This window comes from Nitrospirota bacterium (assembly GCA_016235245.1).
GTDB lineage: Bacteria > Nitrospirota > Thermodesulfovibrionia > Thermodesulfovibrionales > UBA6898 > UBA6898.
In genome coordinates this window covers 25,960-44,258 of record JACRLO010000009.1, presented here as the reverse complement: position 1 = coordinate 44,258, position 18,299 = coordinate 25,960, and the positions used below count along the sequence as shown (strand labels likewise).

General features: G+C 45.7%; 13 protein-coding genes. 6 read left to right on the top strand and 7 right to left on the bottom strand.

The genetic code is table 11. From position 1 onward, the window contains the following. Positions 1–135 precede the first annotated feature (135 nt). The 6 genes from HZB31_04515 to HZB31_04490 all read left to right on the top strand — a co-directional run bounded on the left by HZB31_04515 (position 136) and on the right by HZB31_04490 (position 4,814). Positions 136–867 carry a helix-turn-helix domain-containing protein gene (locus tag HZB31_04515; GenBank protein ID MBI5847203.1) on the top strand — a complete coding sequence of 244 codons (732 nt, stop codon included), beginning with the start codon at positions 136–138 and terminating at the stop codon, positions 865–867. 530 nt (positions 868–1,397) lie between these two features. Next, positions 1,398–1,592 (top strand): hypothetical protein, encoded by a 195-nt coding sequence (locus tag HZB31_04510; protein ID MBI5847202.1) that lies wholly within the window; start codon positions 1,398–1,400, stop codon positions 1,590–1,592. After that, entirely contained in the window at positions 1,589–1,819 is a 231-nt protein-coding gene (locus tag HZB31_04505; GenBank protein ID MBI5847201.1) for a hypothetical protein, read from the top strand. The genes HZB31_04510 and HZB31_04505 overlap by 4 nt, the downstream gene beginning before the upstream one ends. Positions 1,820–1,936: 117 nt before the next feature. Continuing rightward, positions 1,937–3,259: an ATP-binding protein gene (locus HZB31_04500; GenBank protein ID MBI5847200.1), complete on the top strand. Its 1,323-nt coding sequence runs from the start codon at positions 1,937–1,939 to the stop codon at positions 3,257–3,259. 52 nt (positions 3,260–3,311) lie between these two features. Next, positions 3,312–3,707: a DUF3010 family protein gene (locus HZB31_04495; GenBank protein ID MBI5847199.1), complete on the top strand. Its 396-nt coding sequence runs from the start codon at positions 3,312–3,314 to the stop codon at positions 3,705–3,707. 3 nt (positions 3,708–3,710) lie between these two features. Further along, positions 3,711–4,814, top strand: a complete 1,104-nt coding sequence (locus tag HZB31_04490) for a protein kinase (GenBank protein ID MBI5847198.1) — start codon at positions 3,711–3,713, stop codon at positions 4,812–4,814. Between the two features lie 39 nt (positions 4,815–4,853). On the opposite strand, the gene HZB31_04485 is transcribed toward HZB31_04490, so the two are convergent. From HZB31_04485 to HZB31_04455, 7 genes are all read right to left on the bottom strand, one after another. Further along, a complete protein-coding gene (locus HZB31_04485) occupies positions 4,854–5,825 on the bottom strand; it encodes a DUF3883 domain-containing protein (GenBank protein MBI5847197.1) in 972 nt (323 codons plus the stop codon). Positions 5,826–5,899: 74 nt separating this feature from the next. After that, a complete protein-coding gene (locus HZB31_04480) occupies positions 5,900–7,657 on the bottom strand; it encodes an AIPR family protein (GenBank protein MBI5847196.1) in 1,758 nt (585 codons plus the stop codon). A gap of 85 nt (positions 7,658–7,742) precedes the next feature. After that, entirely contained in the window at positions 7,743–9,338 is a 1,596-nt protein-coding gene (locus HZB31_04475; protein ID MBI5847195.1) for a hypothetical protein, read from the bottom strand. Further along, positions 9,331–13,227, bottom strand: coding sequence for an N-6 DNA methylase (locus HZB31_04470; GenBank protein ID MBI5847194.1), 3,897 nt, complete (start codon positions 13,225–13,227; stop codon positions 9,331–9,333). Before HZB31_04470 ends, HZB31_04475 begins: the two co-directional genes overlap by 8 nt. 5 nt (positions 13,228–13,232) lie before the next feature. Beyond that, positions 13,233–14,390, bottom strand: coding sequence for a restriction endonuclease subunit S (locus HZB31_04465; GenBank protein MBI5847193.1), 1,158 nt, complete (start codon positions 14,388–14,390; stop codon positions 13,233–13,235). Next, positions 14,387–15,865 (bottom strand): SAM-dependent DNA methyltransferase, encoded by a 1,479-nt coding sequence (locus HZB31_04460; GenBank protein MBI5847192.1) that lies wholly within the window; start codon positions 15,863–15,865, stop codon positions 14,387–14,389. Before HZB31_04460 ends, HZB31_04465 begins: the two co-directional genes overlap by 4 nt. A gap of 19 nt (positions 15,866–15,884) precedes the next feature. Beyond that, positions 15,885–18,257 (bottom strand): DEAD/DEAH box helicase family protein, encoded by a 2,373-nt coding sequence (locus HZB31_04455; GenBank protein MBI5847191.1) that lies wholly within the window; start codon positions 18,255–18,257, stop codon positions 15,885–15,887. Positions 18,258–18,299 lie beyond the last annotated feature (42 nt).

Below are 18,299 nucleotides of genomic sequence, written 5' to 3'. Positions count from 1 at the left end.
TATCTCAATATACGGTGTTTTCATATCTGCTATATTATTTCTGAAGACCCGCCTTTTGTGAAGAGTGATTTTAGTAGATTAGTTCCTTCTATTTGCATTATTTGCAAATGATATGATTTAATTTCTGTGGGAGATATGAGAGAAAAAGTTACCGTAACCTATAGCTGGTTAAAGGAATTCCGCAAGAAGCGAGGGTTGTCACAAGAAAATCTCGCCGAACTGACAGGCTGGACCAATGATAAAATAGGCCGGATAGAACGAGGGAAACAAGAACTTTCTATTGACGAAATCAAATTAATCGGAAGGGCATTAGGCTTATCGGGAGAAGAAGTAGTAAGCATTTTACTCCAGATCGCTGGAGTCACTAGCTTCGATATTATGAAGTTCCTGCCTGAAGCAAGGGAGGACAAGAGATTTGAAATAGAAACACATGTAGCTGGCGTTTGCATAGAGCAAACAAAACAGGGTCTTAGAATTCTAATAGCAAAAAGGCTATCGACAAGAAAATTGTATCCTGACAAATGGGAATGTGGTGGGGGTCAAGTAAAGCCAGGCGAAGATTTTGAAGGGGCGATAAAGCGTCAAATGAGAGAGGAATTCGGTATTGATGTAAAGCCATTGGGACTAATAGAGACCTATCAAATACCTACTCCGGAACTGGCGCAGCGGATAATCCCAGGACTGCGTTTTCTCTGCTCGAAGGTTAACAATGAAATAATCAAGGATATTAAAATAAGTAAGAAGGAATTTTCTGAATATAAATGGATCAGTGAGGATGAAATTAGCAGCATAGATTTTATTAATGGGCTGAAGAACGCAATCTCAAAAGGAATAAAACAGTTCAAAAACAACATTAGTAAACAGTAGCGCCCGTGTTATACCTGGGGACAACTTGCCTTGACAGCTTTTGCAGGCCTGCTATTATGAAGACAGCTCAAACAATAACCAACGTGCAAGCAAAAGTATTAGGGGACAACTTTATGCATTTTACGATGGTGATAGCTTCGGCTTATCGCCAAGCAGTGGTTACCTAATAGCCACGTTTGCACAGTCACCATCGTATAGTGTGTAAGGTTCTTTTTGTTTGGCTCACAATGCAATAACGGCGGTTTTCAGGGCTTCCGTCTACAACCAAAAACTCTGCAACTTCGATTGCCCCGCCTTCAGCTGGATACTCTTTCGTTAAGGATGCGTTAATAGCGGACAGATCAAATTTCGGGCAACGCTGGCGAGCGACCCGACCTCCAATCTGTCCGGTAGGTCTATCCAAACCGCTGAAAAAAGTATTGCTCCAAAAATTTATATATTATCTTCCAATTTAATTTATAGATATTGGAGGATAAACGCGCCTATGGATAATTTCATGATAAACACAACAATGGAAGGAGGTGACATGTATGGGTCAAGGTAGAATCTGCCCGGAGTGCGGGTATTACATGTATGCCTTATTGGAGGACAAAGAACCGGGAGGAACCACGATTCTTTATGAATGCCGCAATGAGCACTGCAAGTTCAGGGAGAGGGTATATGAAGAACAGGAACTGACGTATCATCCTGTTGACGAGCAGCCAAGTAACAACCAAAGCATATGAAATCCCTAAAAGCAAACATAAAGGCCTTCCAAATTCAGACACCCTGCAGAGCCTACCGTGCAGGATGGGAGGTTCTGGCTGACGAGATGACCGGCTATTTCGGCGAGAATTGCTTCTGGCTTTTCCGGAAGAAGGAAGAATGGAAGATCCGAGACGCCTACAAAATCTGTCAGGGGAAACAGATCAGGTCGTTCCGGTATCTCATGGGCATTCTGAATAATGTATAGACACGATCAGCAGCAAAGGGTTACTTGGGCAGTTAAAAGTGCTTGATTTTCCTGTCCCCTTCATAGTAACTTTAATTACCGTAATGCACATTACGGAAGAGCCATGAGAGGGGTAACATGAAATTCTATAACCGGAAAAACGAACTGGCAGAACTGACCAAGCTTTACGATCAGGCCAACACATCTGCAAGATTGACCGTTATTACAGGACGCCGCCGGGTCGGGAAAACCATGCTTGCCCTGGAATTTGCACGGAAACAGAAACACCTCTATCTCTTTGTCTCGAAAAAGTCAGAGCATCTGCTCTGCATGGAATATCTTGAAGAGATCAGGAAAAACTTCTCCATTCCTGTAATCGGAGAAATCAAGACCTTCAAAGAGATCTTCATGCTGCTTATTGAATACGCCAGAAAGGAACGTTTCACACTGATCATTGATGAATTTCAGGAATTCTATAATATCAATCCCTCGGTCTATTCCGACATTCAGCATCTTTGGGATGTAAATAAAGCATCCTGCAGGCTCAACCTGATCTGTATCGGCTCGGTCTATTCCCTCATGCATAAGATCTTCGAGGAATCAAAAGAACCCCTTTTTGGCCGGGCCGACAGGATATTATTTCTCCGCCCCTTCTCTATCCGTGACATGTATGCTGTTCTTAAGGACCATGGCCACACAGACGGCCGGACGCTTTTCGACTGCTTTGCGATAACCGGAGGCATGCCTAAATATCTCGACATCCTTGCATCAAACGATGTCTTTCAGTTGGACAATATGGTGGACTTTATTCTTAAGGACAACTCACCTTTTCTCAATGAGGGCAGGAGCCTTCTTGTCGAAGAGTTCGGCAAGGAATACGGCACCTACTTTTCGATCCTGGAACTGATCGCCTCCGGCAAGACCGCCAGAACAGAGATTGAATCAGTGCTCGAAATACATGCTGGGGCATATCTGGCAAAGCTTGAGACCGATTACGCGCTGATCGCAAAGCTCAAACCCATAAATGCCAAACCCAACTCACGCCTTCAGAAGTATCGCATCGTAGATAACTTTTTAGGCTTCTGGTTCCGTTTCATATTCAAGAACCGCTCGGCGGTCGAGACAGGCAATTTCAGCTACATCAGAGAAATCATTAACCGGGACTATTCTACCTATGCAGGACGCATCCTTGAGAGTTTCTACCAGCAGATCTTTGCCGAGTCCGGAAGATATAACCGGATCGGCACGTACTGGGAAAGAGGAAATCAGAATGAGATTGACCTGGTAGCGGTGAATGACTTAAGAAAAGAAGTCGTCTTTGCTGATATCAAGCTTGACTCCTCCAGGATCAACCTGAAGGCTTTAAAAGGCAAGGCTTTAAAGCTGGAGGATGAATATATAGGCTATAAAAAAGAATGGCTGGGATTGCATATAGAAAATATCAGGGAGTTTCTTAAATAAGAACATAGCTCTAACACTATCTTAGGGGGGGAAAGAGATGATAGTTTGTGGTATGGAAATGGCAGCCTCAGAAGCGCGCCTCGTGATTTTAAACGGCACAAAAAATGGTTTTTCCCATATTGCAGTAAATCCGCCAAAGATCGTTCTGGCAAATGATGAAAATCCTGAAGAGGTTAAAGCCTTTCAGGATACGGCATATGCCTTCCTGAGAGAAAATGGTGTAGAGACTATCGCGATAAAGAAACGAAACAAGCGCGGTGAATTTTCGGGTGGACCTGTAAGTTTTAAGTTAGAAGGCGTAATTCAACTATATGCAGGCTGCCCCGTATCGCTGTTCTCACCCCAAACGATAGCTGCAGCACAACGAAATTACACTCCAGTCATTCCAACAGGCATTAGAAAATACCAGCAATTTGCTTTTGAAACTGCTTTCGCGGCACTTCCATAATGCATGCCACCACTTAACCTCGATACGCTGACAATCCCCGAACCCATAAGGGATAAATTGAGGGAACTTTCTGTTAGCATCTCGTTCGATAAGCAAAGCCGCAAGGGGAGTTGCGGCTGGCTATTCTTTGGCACTAACATTGTACACGAGCAACGCGTAGCGGTTAAGTTCTACGACTGGTCCGGCGATCCTTTATACCATGCCGAGCCGAGATACCTTAGTGGACTAAATTCTCCTAATGTCATCAATGTGATGCACGCAGCCATTGTCGACGGTGATTTCGCATACTTTGCGACGCCCTTTTATCACAGGGGCGATCTTGACGATGAAATGTGTCGTGGCATCCACGCAAACATTCGAGCAATCAATCTAAGCAGAGACATTTTGTCAGGATTAAGTCATTTGCACGCCGGAAGACTTCTTCACCGAGATTTGAAAGCTCAGAATATTTTACTATCAGATGATGATCGTGCTGTCATCGGTGATTTTGGTTCTGTGAAACGAATGCCTGACGGTCAGCACACAATTCCAGGCTCGGGGCATTCACTTATATACCGTCCACCTGAGTCCATCGGTTCAAGGATGTATGGGATTTCAAGCGATCTTTACCAGGTTGGTGTTGTAATGTTCCAGCTTCTTGGTGGTGCATTACCGTATGAGGAATCAGCGTGGCTCAATGCTCGTCAGTTGCGAGAATACCGTCTGCTACCAGATCCAATTGACAAACAAATATATGCGGCTAATGTTATAAAAAATCGTATCGTCCGTGGTCAAATAGTCGACATCAACTCCCTGCCGCCTTGGGTATGCGAACAGCTCAGGCGCACAATATCGAAGGCGTGCAGTATAGATCCGCAGAGACGTTATCAATCGTGTTCTGAGTTCTTGGCCAGGATCGGGGCAATTCGTTCTGATATTCACGACTGGCGAGTTGAGGATGGCTGTGCGACGCGTTATGGTCGAATTCTGCACCGGGTGGTTCATAACCAAGTTACGGGATTATATACTGTTCAGAAGCGTGGCTCAGGCAATTGGCGCAATGACAACTCATTCCAAAATGGCAATCTTGCAGATTTAGTCAGGGAGATAGAGGAAAGAAATTGCTAACAAGCGCGGACACATAGGCGCTAAAAATATATTTCGCGATTAAACATTCATTCTGACACTAATAATTTCAACGAGCTTTAATTGTCTTTGCTGTTCATCTTCCCATTTTCCGCTTTCAGGCGAAAATGAGAAAACTGACAGAGAAGCATGTTTGCTAAGTGCTTTTGTAACAACACATATTCTATAGCTGTCCTTGTGTTTTTTCATATTTACATATTCATTTGGTGTGAGCTCAATTATTAACTCCTCGCAAGACAATCCCTTAACTTCGAGTTTCAATTTTCTTTCATTGAGAGATGCTTCTAAGTCCCAGCCAACATTATCTTTTTCAACAGAATCTACAGAATAGCCCAAGTGTGTATAATAATTTATTGTTAGTTTAACAGCAGCTCTTTCCACTTCTTGCCTTTTAAATGGATCAGTCTGCCAAGGTTTTCCCTGAGCAGTCCTTTTTGTTTTGTAATCCTGGGGAAGCTTGTTTTGAGTAATATAATCCGTTACACTTTGTTTAAATCCAATATGTTCTTTTTGATCTGCGTACCAAACATTTGATTGTCCCATTCCTCCTTCCCCTCTTGGTATCTGAAATATCCTTTTGTCTAACGGCAACAACGTGCAATCATCCTCTCCTGCTTCAACAAAAAAACCGAGCTCTTCATTTTTATGTGTCCTATTTGAATTTCTCGGAGCATGTTGCCAATTTCTGTAAACTATTGCATTCTTATACCATCCAATTATATAAACCCCTCCTACAGGCGATCTTGAAACCCAAACAACAAGGACGTCATTGATAGATGCGTCTTGTTCTAATGCTCCAAGTCTTTCTATTCTTATCGTCTTTCCTACTGGTTGCACATAGCCATACAAGTGACCACTGTAAGACTGATAATTAAAAATCTCGTGTCCAAATCCATGCTCCTGAACAAAAGACCCGCCGCCAACAATCTGATCGTCTGTGATCCCTGTGTAGTATTTCATCCAACCGACGTTCAAAAATAGTATTTTCTGCAATCTAATCACCTCTTTTCTTTAATGGCCTCATCAACATCAGATCCAAAGCGATCTATTTTAATAAGGAGTCTATTTCAATCGGCTGCCCATCTGTATTCAAAATCTTCCACCGGTAGGGCAAGCGATTCTCTGAGATTTTTGCTCAGCTCTTTTCCTCCGGGCATTGAGGGGAGCATTGCGAAATACTGGCCGACGGCAGCATTTATTCCCGATAGGCAAGTTTTAGTTTTTATCCAGTTTTGAGGGCTAAAGACTCGATTTTGAGGCAAGGGCTCATTAGCCGCAGCTTCAAGTGCAGTATTGAGACATGTTCCCGCAATTTGCACTATTTGCTCAACCAGGCCCTTGCTTTGTACTCGCTCCCAGCATGCAAATGGATTAGGCACTCGATCAATCTGGTTATTCGATTTTGAAAAACATATAGAGGTCGCATAGAGCTGATGGAACGGCGCATACGCCTTCATGGCCAACAACGATTCATTCAATCCCAATGGATTGGCGGGGACCCATCCTTTCATAATCTCAGTCATCCAAAAATTAAGTGCCTGTGCCTTTTCAGGTTTATACTCTTCATTCCGTTTGAATAACTGCTCAAAATACTTATCAAATATTTTGGCTTCGCTATAGGCGATATTGGGCCGTTGTGAATGCCATGATATAAGGTATTTTCCAAAGTCAGAAAGATCCAGAACATAATTCCTGTCTTTTTCCGCGGGCGGGGCTTCTCCCCTTTTTGTTATGAAATACCCAGCTGCATATTTCTGTTCAAAGACCCTTTTCAGATTGAGCACTCTCTTGTCATTGCTTCGCAAATCACGAGGCTTAACAGCGCTCTGGGAGTTAGTGGAAATACTGATTCTATCAGCCCTGTCTCTTTGCGGGATCTCATAAAATCTGAACATTATGTATGTATCTAATACAGTCTTTACGCGTTCACTACATGACAGGATAGTGTTTAGGGACTGGCAACCATTCACGACGCTTAACCCTTGGAGCTCAAGGTTGTTCTCAGCATTGAACGTCATTTTATTGCAGATAGCTGTTATCCCATTATGAAAAAAGAAGAAATCACGGTGCTTGTCTCCATATATCGTGTTCTTAATACCCTTATTGACAGCGTTATTAAGACCAAGAGACTGACGCACATTCTTTTGGAACAATGTTCCATCTTTAACTCCCGGAAAACTTAGGCAGTCTTTCAATTGAATAGCAGCCAGAACTGCCTGTGTTCCTCCAACGTCCATTTTCAGGTATTTATTCGGTTCGAGTTTTATCGTATGCCTAATACTGGGGTTGTCCTTTTCAAGTGCCATATCATAACGACGCCTTAGTTCATCCTGGTCCACAAGATGGATAGTCGCCGCAAGGTCTTCTGCATTTGCAAGTTGCTCCTGAAAAGTCGCTAAATCTGTTTTAGCAGCATCGGTAAGTGAAGAAGTAGTTATAAGCTCAAATGAGACATCGTAATCATCCTCAAGAGCAGTCGCTACTTCAGCCAGCTTTCTTTTAAGCTTAATATTCCCCACTTCCTGAAGTCTCACGAGATCTTTAAGCTGTATCCAGGAAGAAAGCACCTCTCGTAACGGAGCAGCATCGACTTTGTCTGACCCTATAAACTTACCCTGAATCACAAATACTGTGGCCTTATCGTCATCTATAACGATTGCGTCTATCTGTTTATCGTCTGGTCCATCAGTAATACAATCTTTGGTCTCATTCTTATCCCTCAGATGGATATTCATTAAATACCAAGCGACAAATCTCTGCCCCTCGTTCGGGAAGTTTTGCTTGTAATAATCCTGTTTTATTTCTTCTTTAATTTTGTCGTACATGTAACAGCCCCTCCAATAAGATTAAATTATTAAACAAAAATGTTAAGCCACACAATATTGAAATTGCCTGACGATAAAGAATAAGTCATGGTGCCAACTCCCTCTCCAAGCACGACAAGAGCTCCAAGCAGGTCGTGATCGCAGCTACGGCGACGCCGACATGCATGTCCTGCCCCTCGGAGTGTTGATTTCGATTACGAAAGCTGTGCAACGCATTGATTAAGACATACGTATCCTTCGTTACATGTTGAGCTCGATAATCGACTCCCTGTTTACTTCCTGTTAAGAGTTGCAAAATGCCGCACTGGAGCCAGCGATCAGGGGGCACGGATGTAACAGCCTGCTCTTTTAGGCGCTGCGCGGTTTTGTCTGAAGGTGCAGCATAAGCCCAAAAATCGATAAGATTTTGGGGTATCGTTTTTGTCGACCCAAATTCACGTTGCCATATCAGATCAAGGGCACGTTCTTCAATGCTTGTTAGATGATTGAGACAAACGTCGGGGAGGTCTGGGATATCTTGAATCGCGCGGGCAACGAAAACATACAAGCGATCATCAAAACGTGCTATTTGGGCAAGTCGACGTTCCAACAGACTTCGGATATTTGACCTGTAATCATCCCAAGTTCCGAACAGTCGAGCCATGCTTCCTGTGTCGGAACCAGAACCCACAACATATTGTTGTAACATTCGGCTTGAGAATGCGAGCTTGTTGCCAGACTCCTTTGCAAAACCTTTTTCAATTAAACAAGCCCGGGCATCCTTCCCGATATCTTTTAATGGCAGGTCGCCACGCTCCACTAAGTGAACATAGATATCTTTAGCAGAAGCTGGGCAATCCACCCAAAGCGCACTAATCATAGGAGATAAAGTTTCTGCAGCTTTTGATGCCGCACTATTCACACATGCATTGTCAATAGATCCGTTAGGCTTGTCAGCAATTATATGATTCAGCAAGCCAAGAAAAAAAGGAGGAAAACCAGAAGACCAGTTAATTAGCTCGGTTTTAGCGCCTGGCTGGAAAGAATGACTATGTAGTGTGTTTATAATTGTTTCACAATCAGCATCATCGAAGGCTTCGACACGTACAAGATTCATATCAAAGATATTCCAGAATGGGCTATCAAGAGCGTCCTCACTTCGAATGAGCTCGCTTAAAGGCTTTCGCGTTGCAGTAACTATTTTGTGCTGCGTTCCGTAGAATATTCCTCGCATCTGGTTCCAGAGGTCGCCGGATATATTCCCTTGACCTAATGGTTTGTCTAAACAATCCCAAATCATGAGAATAGGCTTAGCATCATAAGTAAGTAAGTCAGTAACCTCCTTAAGGTGGTTATACGAGTGCTTACCAAGGTATGCTTCATGTTCAGCATATTTATTATCAATAGACGCCAGTTTTTTTTGAAGCAAATCGCAAAGTTGAGTAATAAAGTCACTATCAGATCTTGGAGTATCATGGCCAAGATGCCAGTAAAGCACAAACTCATAGGGTGAGTCTTCGCGTTCTGCTCGTTGCGATAGGGCATTCATAATTACGGTTTTGCCAACGAACCTTGGACCGATTATGGACAGGTTGCTGGGTGTGGCTTTCGTCAGGTCACTCCAAAGTCTCTGCATAATCTTGGTCCGGCCAAGCATTGGCGGAATGTCTGTCCCCAGGATTGGAAATGTTAAATCACTCATGTAGATCCTCCGTTTCAGACCTTGCCTTACTCATAAGGACAGCAAAGTCCTGTTGTCTTTCAATCCACGTTCCCATTAACGAAATGGAGAGAACGTAAGATTCCCCTACAAGGTCGATCAACTCTAATTCTCGGAGAAACTCGAGATCAGCTATAATCCTCTCGTCCTCCACCTCAATTCCACAATTCACCAGCTGTTCCTGAATAACGCCCAAACGGAAGGAGTCAGGACTCTTCCCCTCTCGCTGGCAGAGAGCAAGAATAAAGCGGCGGCGATCTGAGCCGGCATAATCCCATAAGCTTGCAAAGTGCTCATTATCCTCAACCAATGCATCTCCGGCGCGTTCGACCAAATCAAGTGTAATAGAACGAGTCTTGAGCTGTGCGGCCATATCGAATATTCGATTACAGAGGCACTGTAAAAGGTATGGCTGCCTATCAGTCAGCGTTATAGCGCGATCAACAGCTTCCTTTGAATAGGTTAGCCGCCCCTTTACAGGCTCCGTCACAAGATGCCCTGCCGAATCAGGTGGCAGAGAGGTGACTCCAAAACGTGTCCCAAGTCCAAATAATGCAGACCAATATTCTTCTCGTAAACGTTTCAGTCGTCGTGAGCCTGTGAGTATTGCAGAGAAATGCGGATAGGTCTGAACGAGAAACCGTATGTTCTCAGGAACTTGAGGGGATGTGATACCGCTATCAATACCTTCCTGAAGCTTGTCGAACTCATCCAGCATTAACAGCAGCCCAAGTTTTTTCTGTGCGAGCGTTTCAAGAACAATCTCGATATACTCACGAAAATACGAGAATGGGGAGGTCTCCTTGATTCCAGCAATACAAGCATCGGTAATGCCGAGTCTTTTCCCTGGGGGAAGAATAGACCCATCCGGCAACGGTGTCTCAGCTCCAAGCCTTTGTAAGCTTGTCGCAATGCTAATCGCGATACCTCGAAAAACCTCTACCGTAGGTACGCCCGCACCTTCCCGACTTCCCTCCGTACCTTGAAGGCTGCAGTATACACCCAGCCAGCCAGGAACGGCTTCTATCCCCTCAAGGTGACGTAATATGGAAGATTTGCCAGCCCTTCGGTTCCCTTCAAGTAAAACTACATTTCCACTCAGCATGATCTGCCGGCGTATCTGATCCAATAATTCCTCACGACCGAAAAATACGTCATTGCGATCCGGTTTGACCGGGTCTCCGCAAACATACGGACTGCCGCCCATATCTATGACAGGTTCAGCAGATAAAGTAATTGCTTCTCTGATCTCAAATGCAAGCTCACGTGAGCCCGTCACTCGTTGCCCGTCAAGAGTTAGGGCAGACCAATCTGCTACAATTGTGAAAGTTCCGGTCACCTTTGGGCCGACACCAGACAGATTAACTGCAATCTTCGAATTTTCTGCAAGAAAATTAAACTCACCGTGGCCGAAATCAGGCGAGGTAGTTATGAGCACCTCTCGAAGCGGCAAAGGACCCTGGTTATCGACCTGGAGTGAAATATCCAGCATTTCCCCCGCTCTCAACGATCCTGTTTCCGTGCTCAAGATTAGCTTTACATCGTTTAACAAAGCTGAGCTCACCATAACTAACCATTCTTGAACAAGTTTGGTCAGGGTTTGAGCCATGTGTTCTTCACGCTGCTGCCCTCTAACCATCTGCATCACATTATCCATTTGACGAGTCGACTCTTGCAATACGCTGAGTAACCCGGAACCGCGAGGAATACTCTTCACTCCACGCAGGCCAGCCAGAGCCTCATTGAATTTGAGTAGCCATGCCACGAGGTGTGCATCCCCTCGACCAAATCGGTCATGTGCGGTCGCATTGCGAATGGAACGAACTTCGTCGGATAGGCGATCCAAGAGAGTAAGATCGCGCGGATCATTAAAAGAATCCGTAATAGCTGGGAAGTTTGTATAGAACTTATCAAGCCACTCAACAATAGGATCGCTTTCGCCTTCGGTCATCAGCTTGCTCAGGAACGTCAGCGCGTCGACCTTATTGTCCCGGTATTCTTCAGCAACGCGATGCTGCATCTGCAATGGCGGCACAGGGACTGGCAGTTCATCGAGAACGTTTTTAGAAAGGTTTTGTATAGTGGCTCCTCGCGCCTTCGAAGCAAACCATGCGCGGCACTCTGAGCTTTCAAAGTATGCAAGGAGAAAATAGGGATCTATCCGGTCCTGATCAGGTCGGATGACAAATAGGCCAGAGGCGGCGATAGCGCCGACAGCGCCATTTCGTACTACTCCCGTCTTTCCGATAGTGCCGGATTTAGAGAGTAAAACATCACCAGCACGGAGCTTCCAGTTGGCCTCCACAGAAGAAGCCGCTTCCGGAGATAACCAGGAAGAACCCTTTGTTGCCTGCCCGCGCTGCACATCTTTGATACGGACATATGGAATTAATATGTTGACCCAATCTTTGTTAACGATATTATCTATAAGATCTGTTGACTTCACGGCTCGCCCGACAACGATATTACAGCATTCCCTGAGTAGCTGCACTTCTACTTTTGATCGAAGCGCATCTAATACGCCAGACAATCCGGCTTTATCACGACGGCGGGGAGAAAAGTCCCATTCAGCCTCAGCAAGCGCTGCGATATCCACATCCCAGCTATTTTCAGTGGCTTGAAGCGAACGCAGATCCTCCGCAAGCTGTAATACCTTGTCGTCAGATATAGTTGCAGGCTGCCTTCCTTTTCCTTTTTTGAAATAGGAATCAGCATTCAACATCCGAATCTGTTTTGTTTGACCTCCTCGCTTGAGCACAAGGATACTCGCTTTTATCGATGTGTATGGCATAAAAGCTGCCGTCGGCAGGGAAACCACCGCTTCAACAGCATGCTGTTCCAAAAGCATTCTTCGCAGTCGTTGTTCCGCACCGCCCCTAAAAAGAAAACCTTCAGGGACAATGATTACAGCCCGCCCCTGGGGCCGCAACTGTGAAAGAGAATGTTGGATGAACAAACCTGTAGAGTCTGAGGTCCGCACAGGGAAGTGGTCTAATCCCGATGGATGTTGCCGCCCTCCCCAAGGAGGATTAAGTATTACCAGATCAAAGCCATCGCGCTGTGGATTACTAAAAGGCAGACGCTCAAGACTATTTCCCATCTCAAGCTGAGGATCATCAACGCCGGCGAGTACAAGACGGGTTAGACCGATTAAATATGCGTTAGAGTTTATTTCAACGCCCGCTATCCTAAGCAGTGGATCGCCATTACGGTTAAATCCATTACTCTTCTTGCCCGTTACGTAGTCATATGCCGCTGTAAGAAATCCCGATGTACCAAAGCATGGGTCATACACACTCTCGCCAGAGTTTGGTGAGGCTATTTCAATAAGCAGTCGCGTGATATGGGCAGGCGTATGAAACTCACCGAAGAACCGATTATTCGCATACTGATTATTTGCAAGTAGCATCTGCAACAATGAGTCAAAAACATCCAGCAAGGCCCGGCGGTTGCTCTGAGTCTCAAAGGGCTGGTCAGCAAGCCAACGGATCATCACATCAAGCGAACTTGGGGATAGCTGACCCAGAAGTCTCACAGCTGAGGCAATACGGTGCAGATGAGTCGCCAAATGGTTATAGCGGGAATTATTCAGGCCTTCTAACATCTGGGGGAGACGTCCTCTGAAAAGTTCATGAACCTCTTTTGGCGAAAACATATGCCAGGTCCGCCAGTGCAATAAAACGGGCAAGACAGGCTCATACTCAACATCGTCAAAGGCGGCAATAGCCTCCTGCTCAGACTCCTGAAAGTCGGCCCAGCGCAGATAGATAAGCGCGGCAAGAGCCACGCCCATTTCATGTGCAGGTATCTTATCTTCTCGAATACGAAATATTAATTGCGAGATCACATTTACTGACGGTGGATAAGCCATAATGGTTACAATTCTCCTGCAAAAGCTTTACGCAGAATGGATTGTCGAAGAGCCGATGACTCCAAGGCACTGGCACGCATATCACTGCAAAGCTCTCCGATGGCGGAGGCTGCTGAATCCATTACTTGAGTTAGCCGAACCTGTTGCTCCACTGGAGGTAATATAAAATTGTAGGCAAAAAGATGTTCACGATTCACCTTTGGCATACCCGCTCGGTTTGATCCACCAATCGCATACTGTGTAAAGTTTCGAGACAACAGCAAGTAAAATAAGTAGTCTCTCGTAAGCCTATCCTGGTTTGGTGCCAAAGGGTACATATCTGCACTGCATAGCCCCTTGAAGTCAGGACGCGCCACCTTCATAAGGTAAGGTCGTATCTTGTTATAGAGCACCATTGTTTCATCGAAAACGAACTTGCTCGACTTTAATTTTTCGCCACGCGATGTTTTGATGTCGAGCAGCCATCCAGTCTTTGACTCTATGTTCGCTCCCCCAACGTGCGGCAGATCGAGATATGCGCCCTTTCGTGGATCAACAAGGATCGACGTGATAGAACAGACTTCGCTCAAAGATACCGGCTCTCCATCGACTTGCTGGAACTCAGCCTCGATTAAAGACTCCAATAAGAAGTCATGCTCCTGCGTAGTCGTAGCACGTAAGCTCTCTATCTCCTCTATCCGTTCCAGGCACTCCTTAATGCGAGCAACAATGCGGCGCTGCACTACGAGCTGTGGCACGGGAAGTCGGATTGCCTCCAATTTACTTTTCGTGATATGTTGAAGACCAACACCACCATGAGATTGGCGAATCATCTCTTCCAATTTACTATTAACGGCATAAATGAAGAAATCACCATCTATTATTTCCTCATTAACGATCACCTTAAAGATGTGCTGATTTAATATCGCAGGGCCTCGCATCCATCGGAAGCATCCGAAAGATGTCCCGGGAGTACCGGACCATGAAAGCAAGATTGCATCATTATCGATAAGATGCTTCTCGACAAATTTGCCCTTATAAAGGTTAAAAGGTTTTGAATGGTCATTAAGGTTTTGAATCCGAACAATAGGCAATCCTGATACACCCCAATCTGAGGGCTTAAAGGCACGCCCATTGATCAAGTTGCACAGATTGCCTATCGGCTTTGAAGGCCATGCCGTCACTGCTTAGCCTCCAGGATTGCTTCCAATTCATCAAGAAGCTCCATGATTCGGTTTTCCTTGGCTTTAATAGATTGCACCAACTCCAGTGCTGGCCGGTGCTCGTAATCGTCCTTCCGATTCGGGTTCTTAGCTGAAAGATCGTAACCACGCTCAATGATCTGCTCCACGGGAACTGTCCAGGAGTTCTCTCCCTCAATTCGTTTCTCCCACTTGGAAAGGAAATCTGGGATCTGATTGCCTTCAATAGATTTACGAGTCTGCTTTAACTCAAATCCATCGTTGGTAAGTTCATAGAACCAGACGTTCTTTGTTCCCGATCCGTCCTTAGGCCGGTCGAAGAAAATGACATTGGTTTTTACGCCTGTATATGGCAAGAAACATCCTGCAGGAAGCGAGAGGATAGCATGGACATTGAATTGCTCGATCAATTCCTTGCGGACTTTCTGATCCGGCCCACCACGGAATAGCACCCCTTCCGGAATGACCACGCCAGCGCGGCCGCCTTTGGCCAGGTTGGCCATGATGTGTTGGACAAAGAGGCATTCCGTCGCAGCGGACTTAACACGGAAATTAGTCTGCATAGTCTGATCCATTTTGCCACCGTAGGGAGGATTTGCAAGAATTACACTATATTTATCCTTCTCTCCGACATTCTGGCTGTGGATTTCCAATGTATTGGTCAGCTCCAGATTAGCACCCTCGATCCCGTGGAGTATCATGTTCATGGTACCGAGCAGGTAAGTGAGTGGCTTAATCTCCATACCGTAAAAAGTGTTCTTCTGGAGATTATCAAGGTCCTTACCGCTAAGCGAGCCATTCTTGCGGATGAAGTCTGCAGCCTCTCCAAGAAATCCGGCTGTACCAAAACAGGGGTCGTATACCCGGTCACCTGACTTCGGTCGAACAACCGCCACCATTGCACGAATAACATGCCGCTGGGTATAGAACTCACCTGCATACCCAGCCGAGTCAGCTGCAACGCGCTTCAGGAGGTCCTCATAAATCTCTGACAGCACATGCACATCTGTGTCATCGGCAAAGTGCAGCTTATCGACCTGTTGGACGACCTTTGCAAAAGATACGCCTCGCCGGCAATAGTTACGCACATTATCGAAAATGCGGCGGAACCGCTGGGCTAACAGATCATCGCCCAAACCTTTCTTCGGATCAGGACTGGTGAGCTTCGTCCAGAGCTTGCCCGTAACAAATTCCAACATCTCGTCAGGATGGTCTGTATCCCTAGCCCAAGCCGACCAAGCGTAATTACCTGATAGCCGACGTTCATACGGCTTATCATCAAAGGATGCTTCTTCCTCGCGACGCGCTTCAGCCTCATCAAATGCCTTTAGGAAAAACAGCCAGGCCAGCTGCTCCACATAATTGCGTGCATCCACGCCTTCTGCATTAAGCTGGTCGCAGGCATTCTTGACGATTTGCTGGACTTCCTGACGACGATGATCTATCTTCTTGGTCATTATTTTGAGCCTTCCTTAATTATGCCTTCATTGGGACATAGAGATGTTTTTTTACTGCCTCTAAGTCTGTTTTTAATAATTGAGCACCGCCGTAATGGCGGGTCAGTGACTGAAAGCTGCCGAACTGATCGACAAACTGGGGTGCGCCGTAGGTGCGCGCTTGCTCCAGGTCGTCTATTCCGAAAAGTGCATAATGGTCCAACGCGGTTTCCCAGAATTCAAGTTTATGCTGACCATCTGTTTTGTAGATTGCCGGAGCTTCGGCAGCCAAAGGAAGAGAAACCGGATTCGGTTTTGGAAAAGGAATGATCTCTGCTGTTTTAGGAAGTGCCATCCCAAAGTGGGAAAGCAGCCATGCTTTATCCTTCTGCCAGAACCTGTCTACCCTCTGATGGCGGGTAGGAACACGGACCAGGTCAAATCCAATCTTGGCAAGAATATCGACATCATCAGTCTGCGGCAATTCCAGGTAATGACGAAAAGCCGATGGATATATATCATGATCGCGTAACTCTTCACGAAGCTCCTGACGACTTTTCTTGTCAATCCAGATGGATAACAATTCATCGATGCTTTTAGTAGACACATCCAAGATGAACTCTCGGGACTGCTCAGTGTATTCCTCAAAGGGAATCTTACGGCCATCTGCAAGGCAGATGTATCGATTTGTAGCCGAAATGATGACTGAGACACCTTCCCCCACCGGCTTAGGAGCTGAGTCTTCACTCTTCTTTTTGGGTTTGGACTTTGGCAGCGTTCCCTTTTGTTGGTTGGCAGGATGTCCATCGAACTCGGCATCTTCAAGTTGACTTGCACCCGAATAGTCAAAAATAGTGAAGTAGCGCTTATTAATGTCCTCGCAAAGGCGGGTGCCGCGTCCCTTCATCTGTTTGTAGAGAATTGAACTGCGCAGCGGTCTCGCAAAGACAATGTTTTTTACATCAGGGGCATCATAACCGGTAGTCAAAAGATCCACAGTAACTGCAACACGCGGATTACTGGGACCAACAATCGCAAAATTGCGCTCAAGCTGATGGCTATTTCGTTCAGCCCGAGTGATACGAGCTGCGTAGTCATTATCGCCGGAGAGGCGGCGTAACTCCTGGGCCATGAATGCTGCGTGAGTGTCGTCGACACAGAATATAATTGTTTTATCATCGCGCAGCCCATACTTTCCAGAAATTTCCCAAAGATCTTCAGCGATCGCCTTTGTCCGGTCAGGCATACGAATATCGCGTTCAAAGTTTGCAGTTGTATAGTGCTTGCCGTCAGGACCGGTGTAGCCAGCCTCATCAACATTAGTAATACGTTCTTCCAGTAGATAAGGAACAAGATAGCCATCCTCAATAGCCTGTTTCAGGCTGTAGATATAAATAGGCTCACCAAAGTAATCATAAGTGTCTCGCCGTTTTTCTTCAGCGGTCAGCGGCCGGCTGGCTTCTTCCAGTTCTCGCGGCGTAGCAGTCAGTCCGAGCTGAAGTGCACCGCTGAAATGCTCCAGCACGCCAAACCAGTCACCGAAACCCGACCGATGGCACTCATCAATTACGACAAGATCGAAGAAATCCTGATCGTAGTATTCATAGAGCTTTTTGCCATTTAACTCCTCATCGAGATTCTGATAGTTGGCGAAGAAAATCTTGCCGACAAGATGCTGGCCCTGAGATATAGTTTCCTTATCAATAGTGACCCGTTCGTCCGCCGAAAAAGCAGCAAATGCCCGATAGGCCTGATCTTTAAGACTGTTCCGGTCGGTAAGGAATAGGATATGCTGACGTTTAAGAGCATTGCTGTTCAGCATCTTCCAAATGAGCTGAAATACAGTGAATGTCTTGCCTGTGCCTGTTGCCATCAACAAAAGGGCACGTGGATTGCCCTGCGCAAATTGCCATAGTGTTTTTGCAATCGCCATTTCCTGATATGGGCGGACCTTTTTGCGAGAAACCTGGTCAACATGAAGGCCAGCAATAAAGGAACTTGCCCACCGGTCCCAGTCTATGTTGACACCCATTCGCCCAACTATGTCTTCAGGTGTAGGTGGGGTTGTTAGCGTTTCGTATTTTCCGGTATCGTTATCAGTAAGAATCCAATGATGTCCGTTAGAGGCAAGCGAGAAACGAATTAATAAGCGGTGCGCGTAGCGTGATGCCTGTTGCATGCCGTCGGCCGCGTCTTCAGACTTTGCCTTAGCTTCCAAAATGGCGAGAGGGATACCACGATATCGAAGGAGATAGTCTGCAATAATTGCCTGCGTCTCATCGTACATTGAAGTAAGTGTTTCGCCAGTGAGATTGACGCGACCCGGACCTATGCGTAGCTGTGCTTCTAAATCCCAGCCAGCATTCTGCAGTGCCGGTTCAATTATCTGCTTGCACGTCTCTTTTTCATTCATTGATGACTGTTCTCCATGATAATTGATTATAAAGCAATCGTC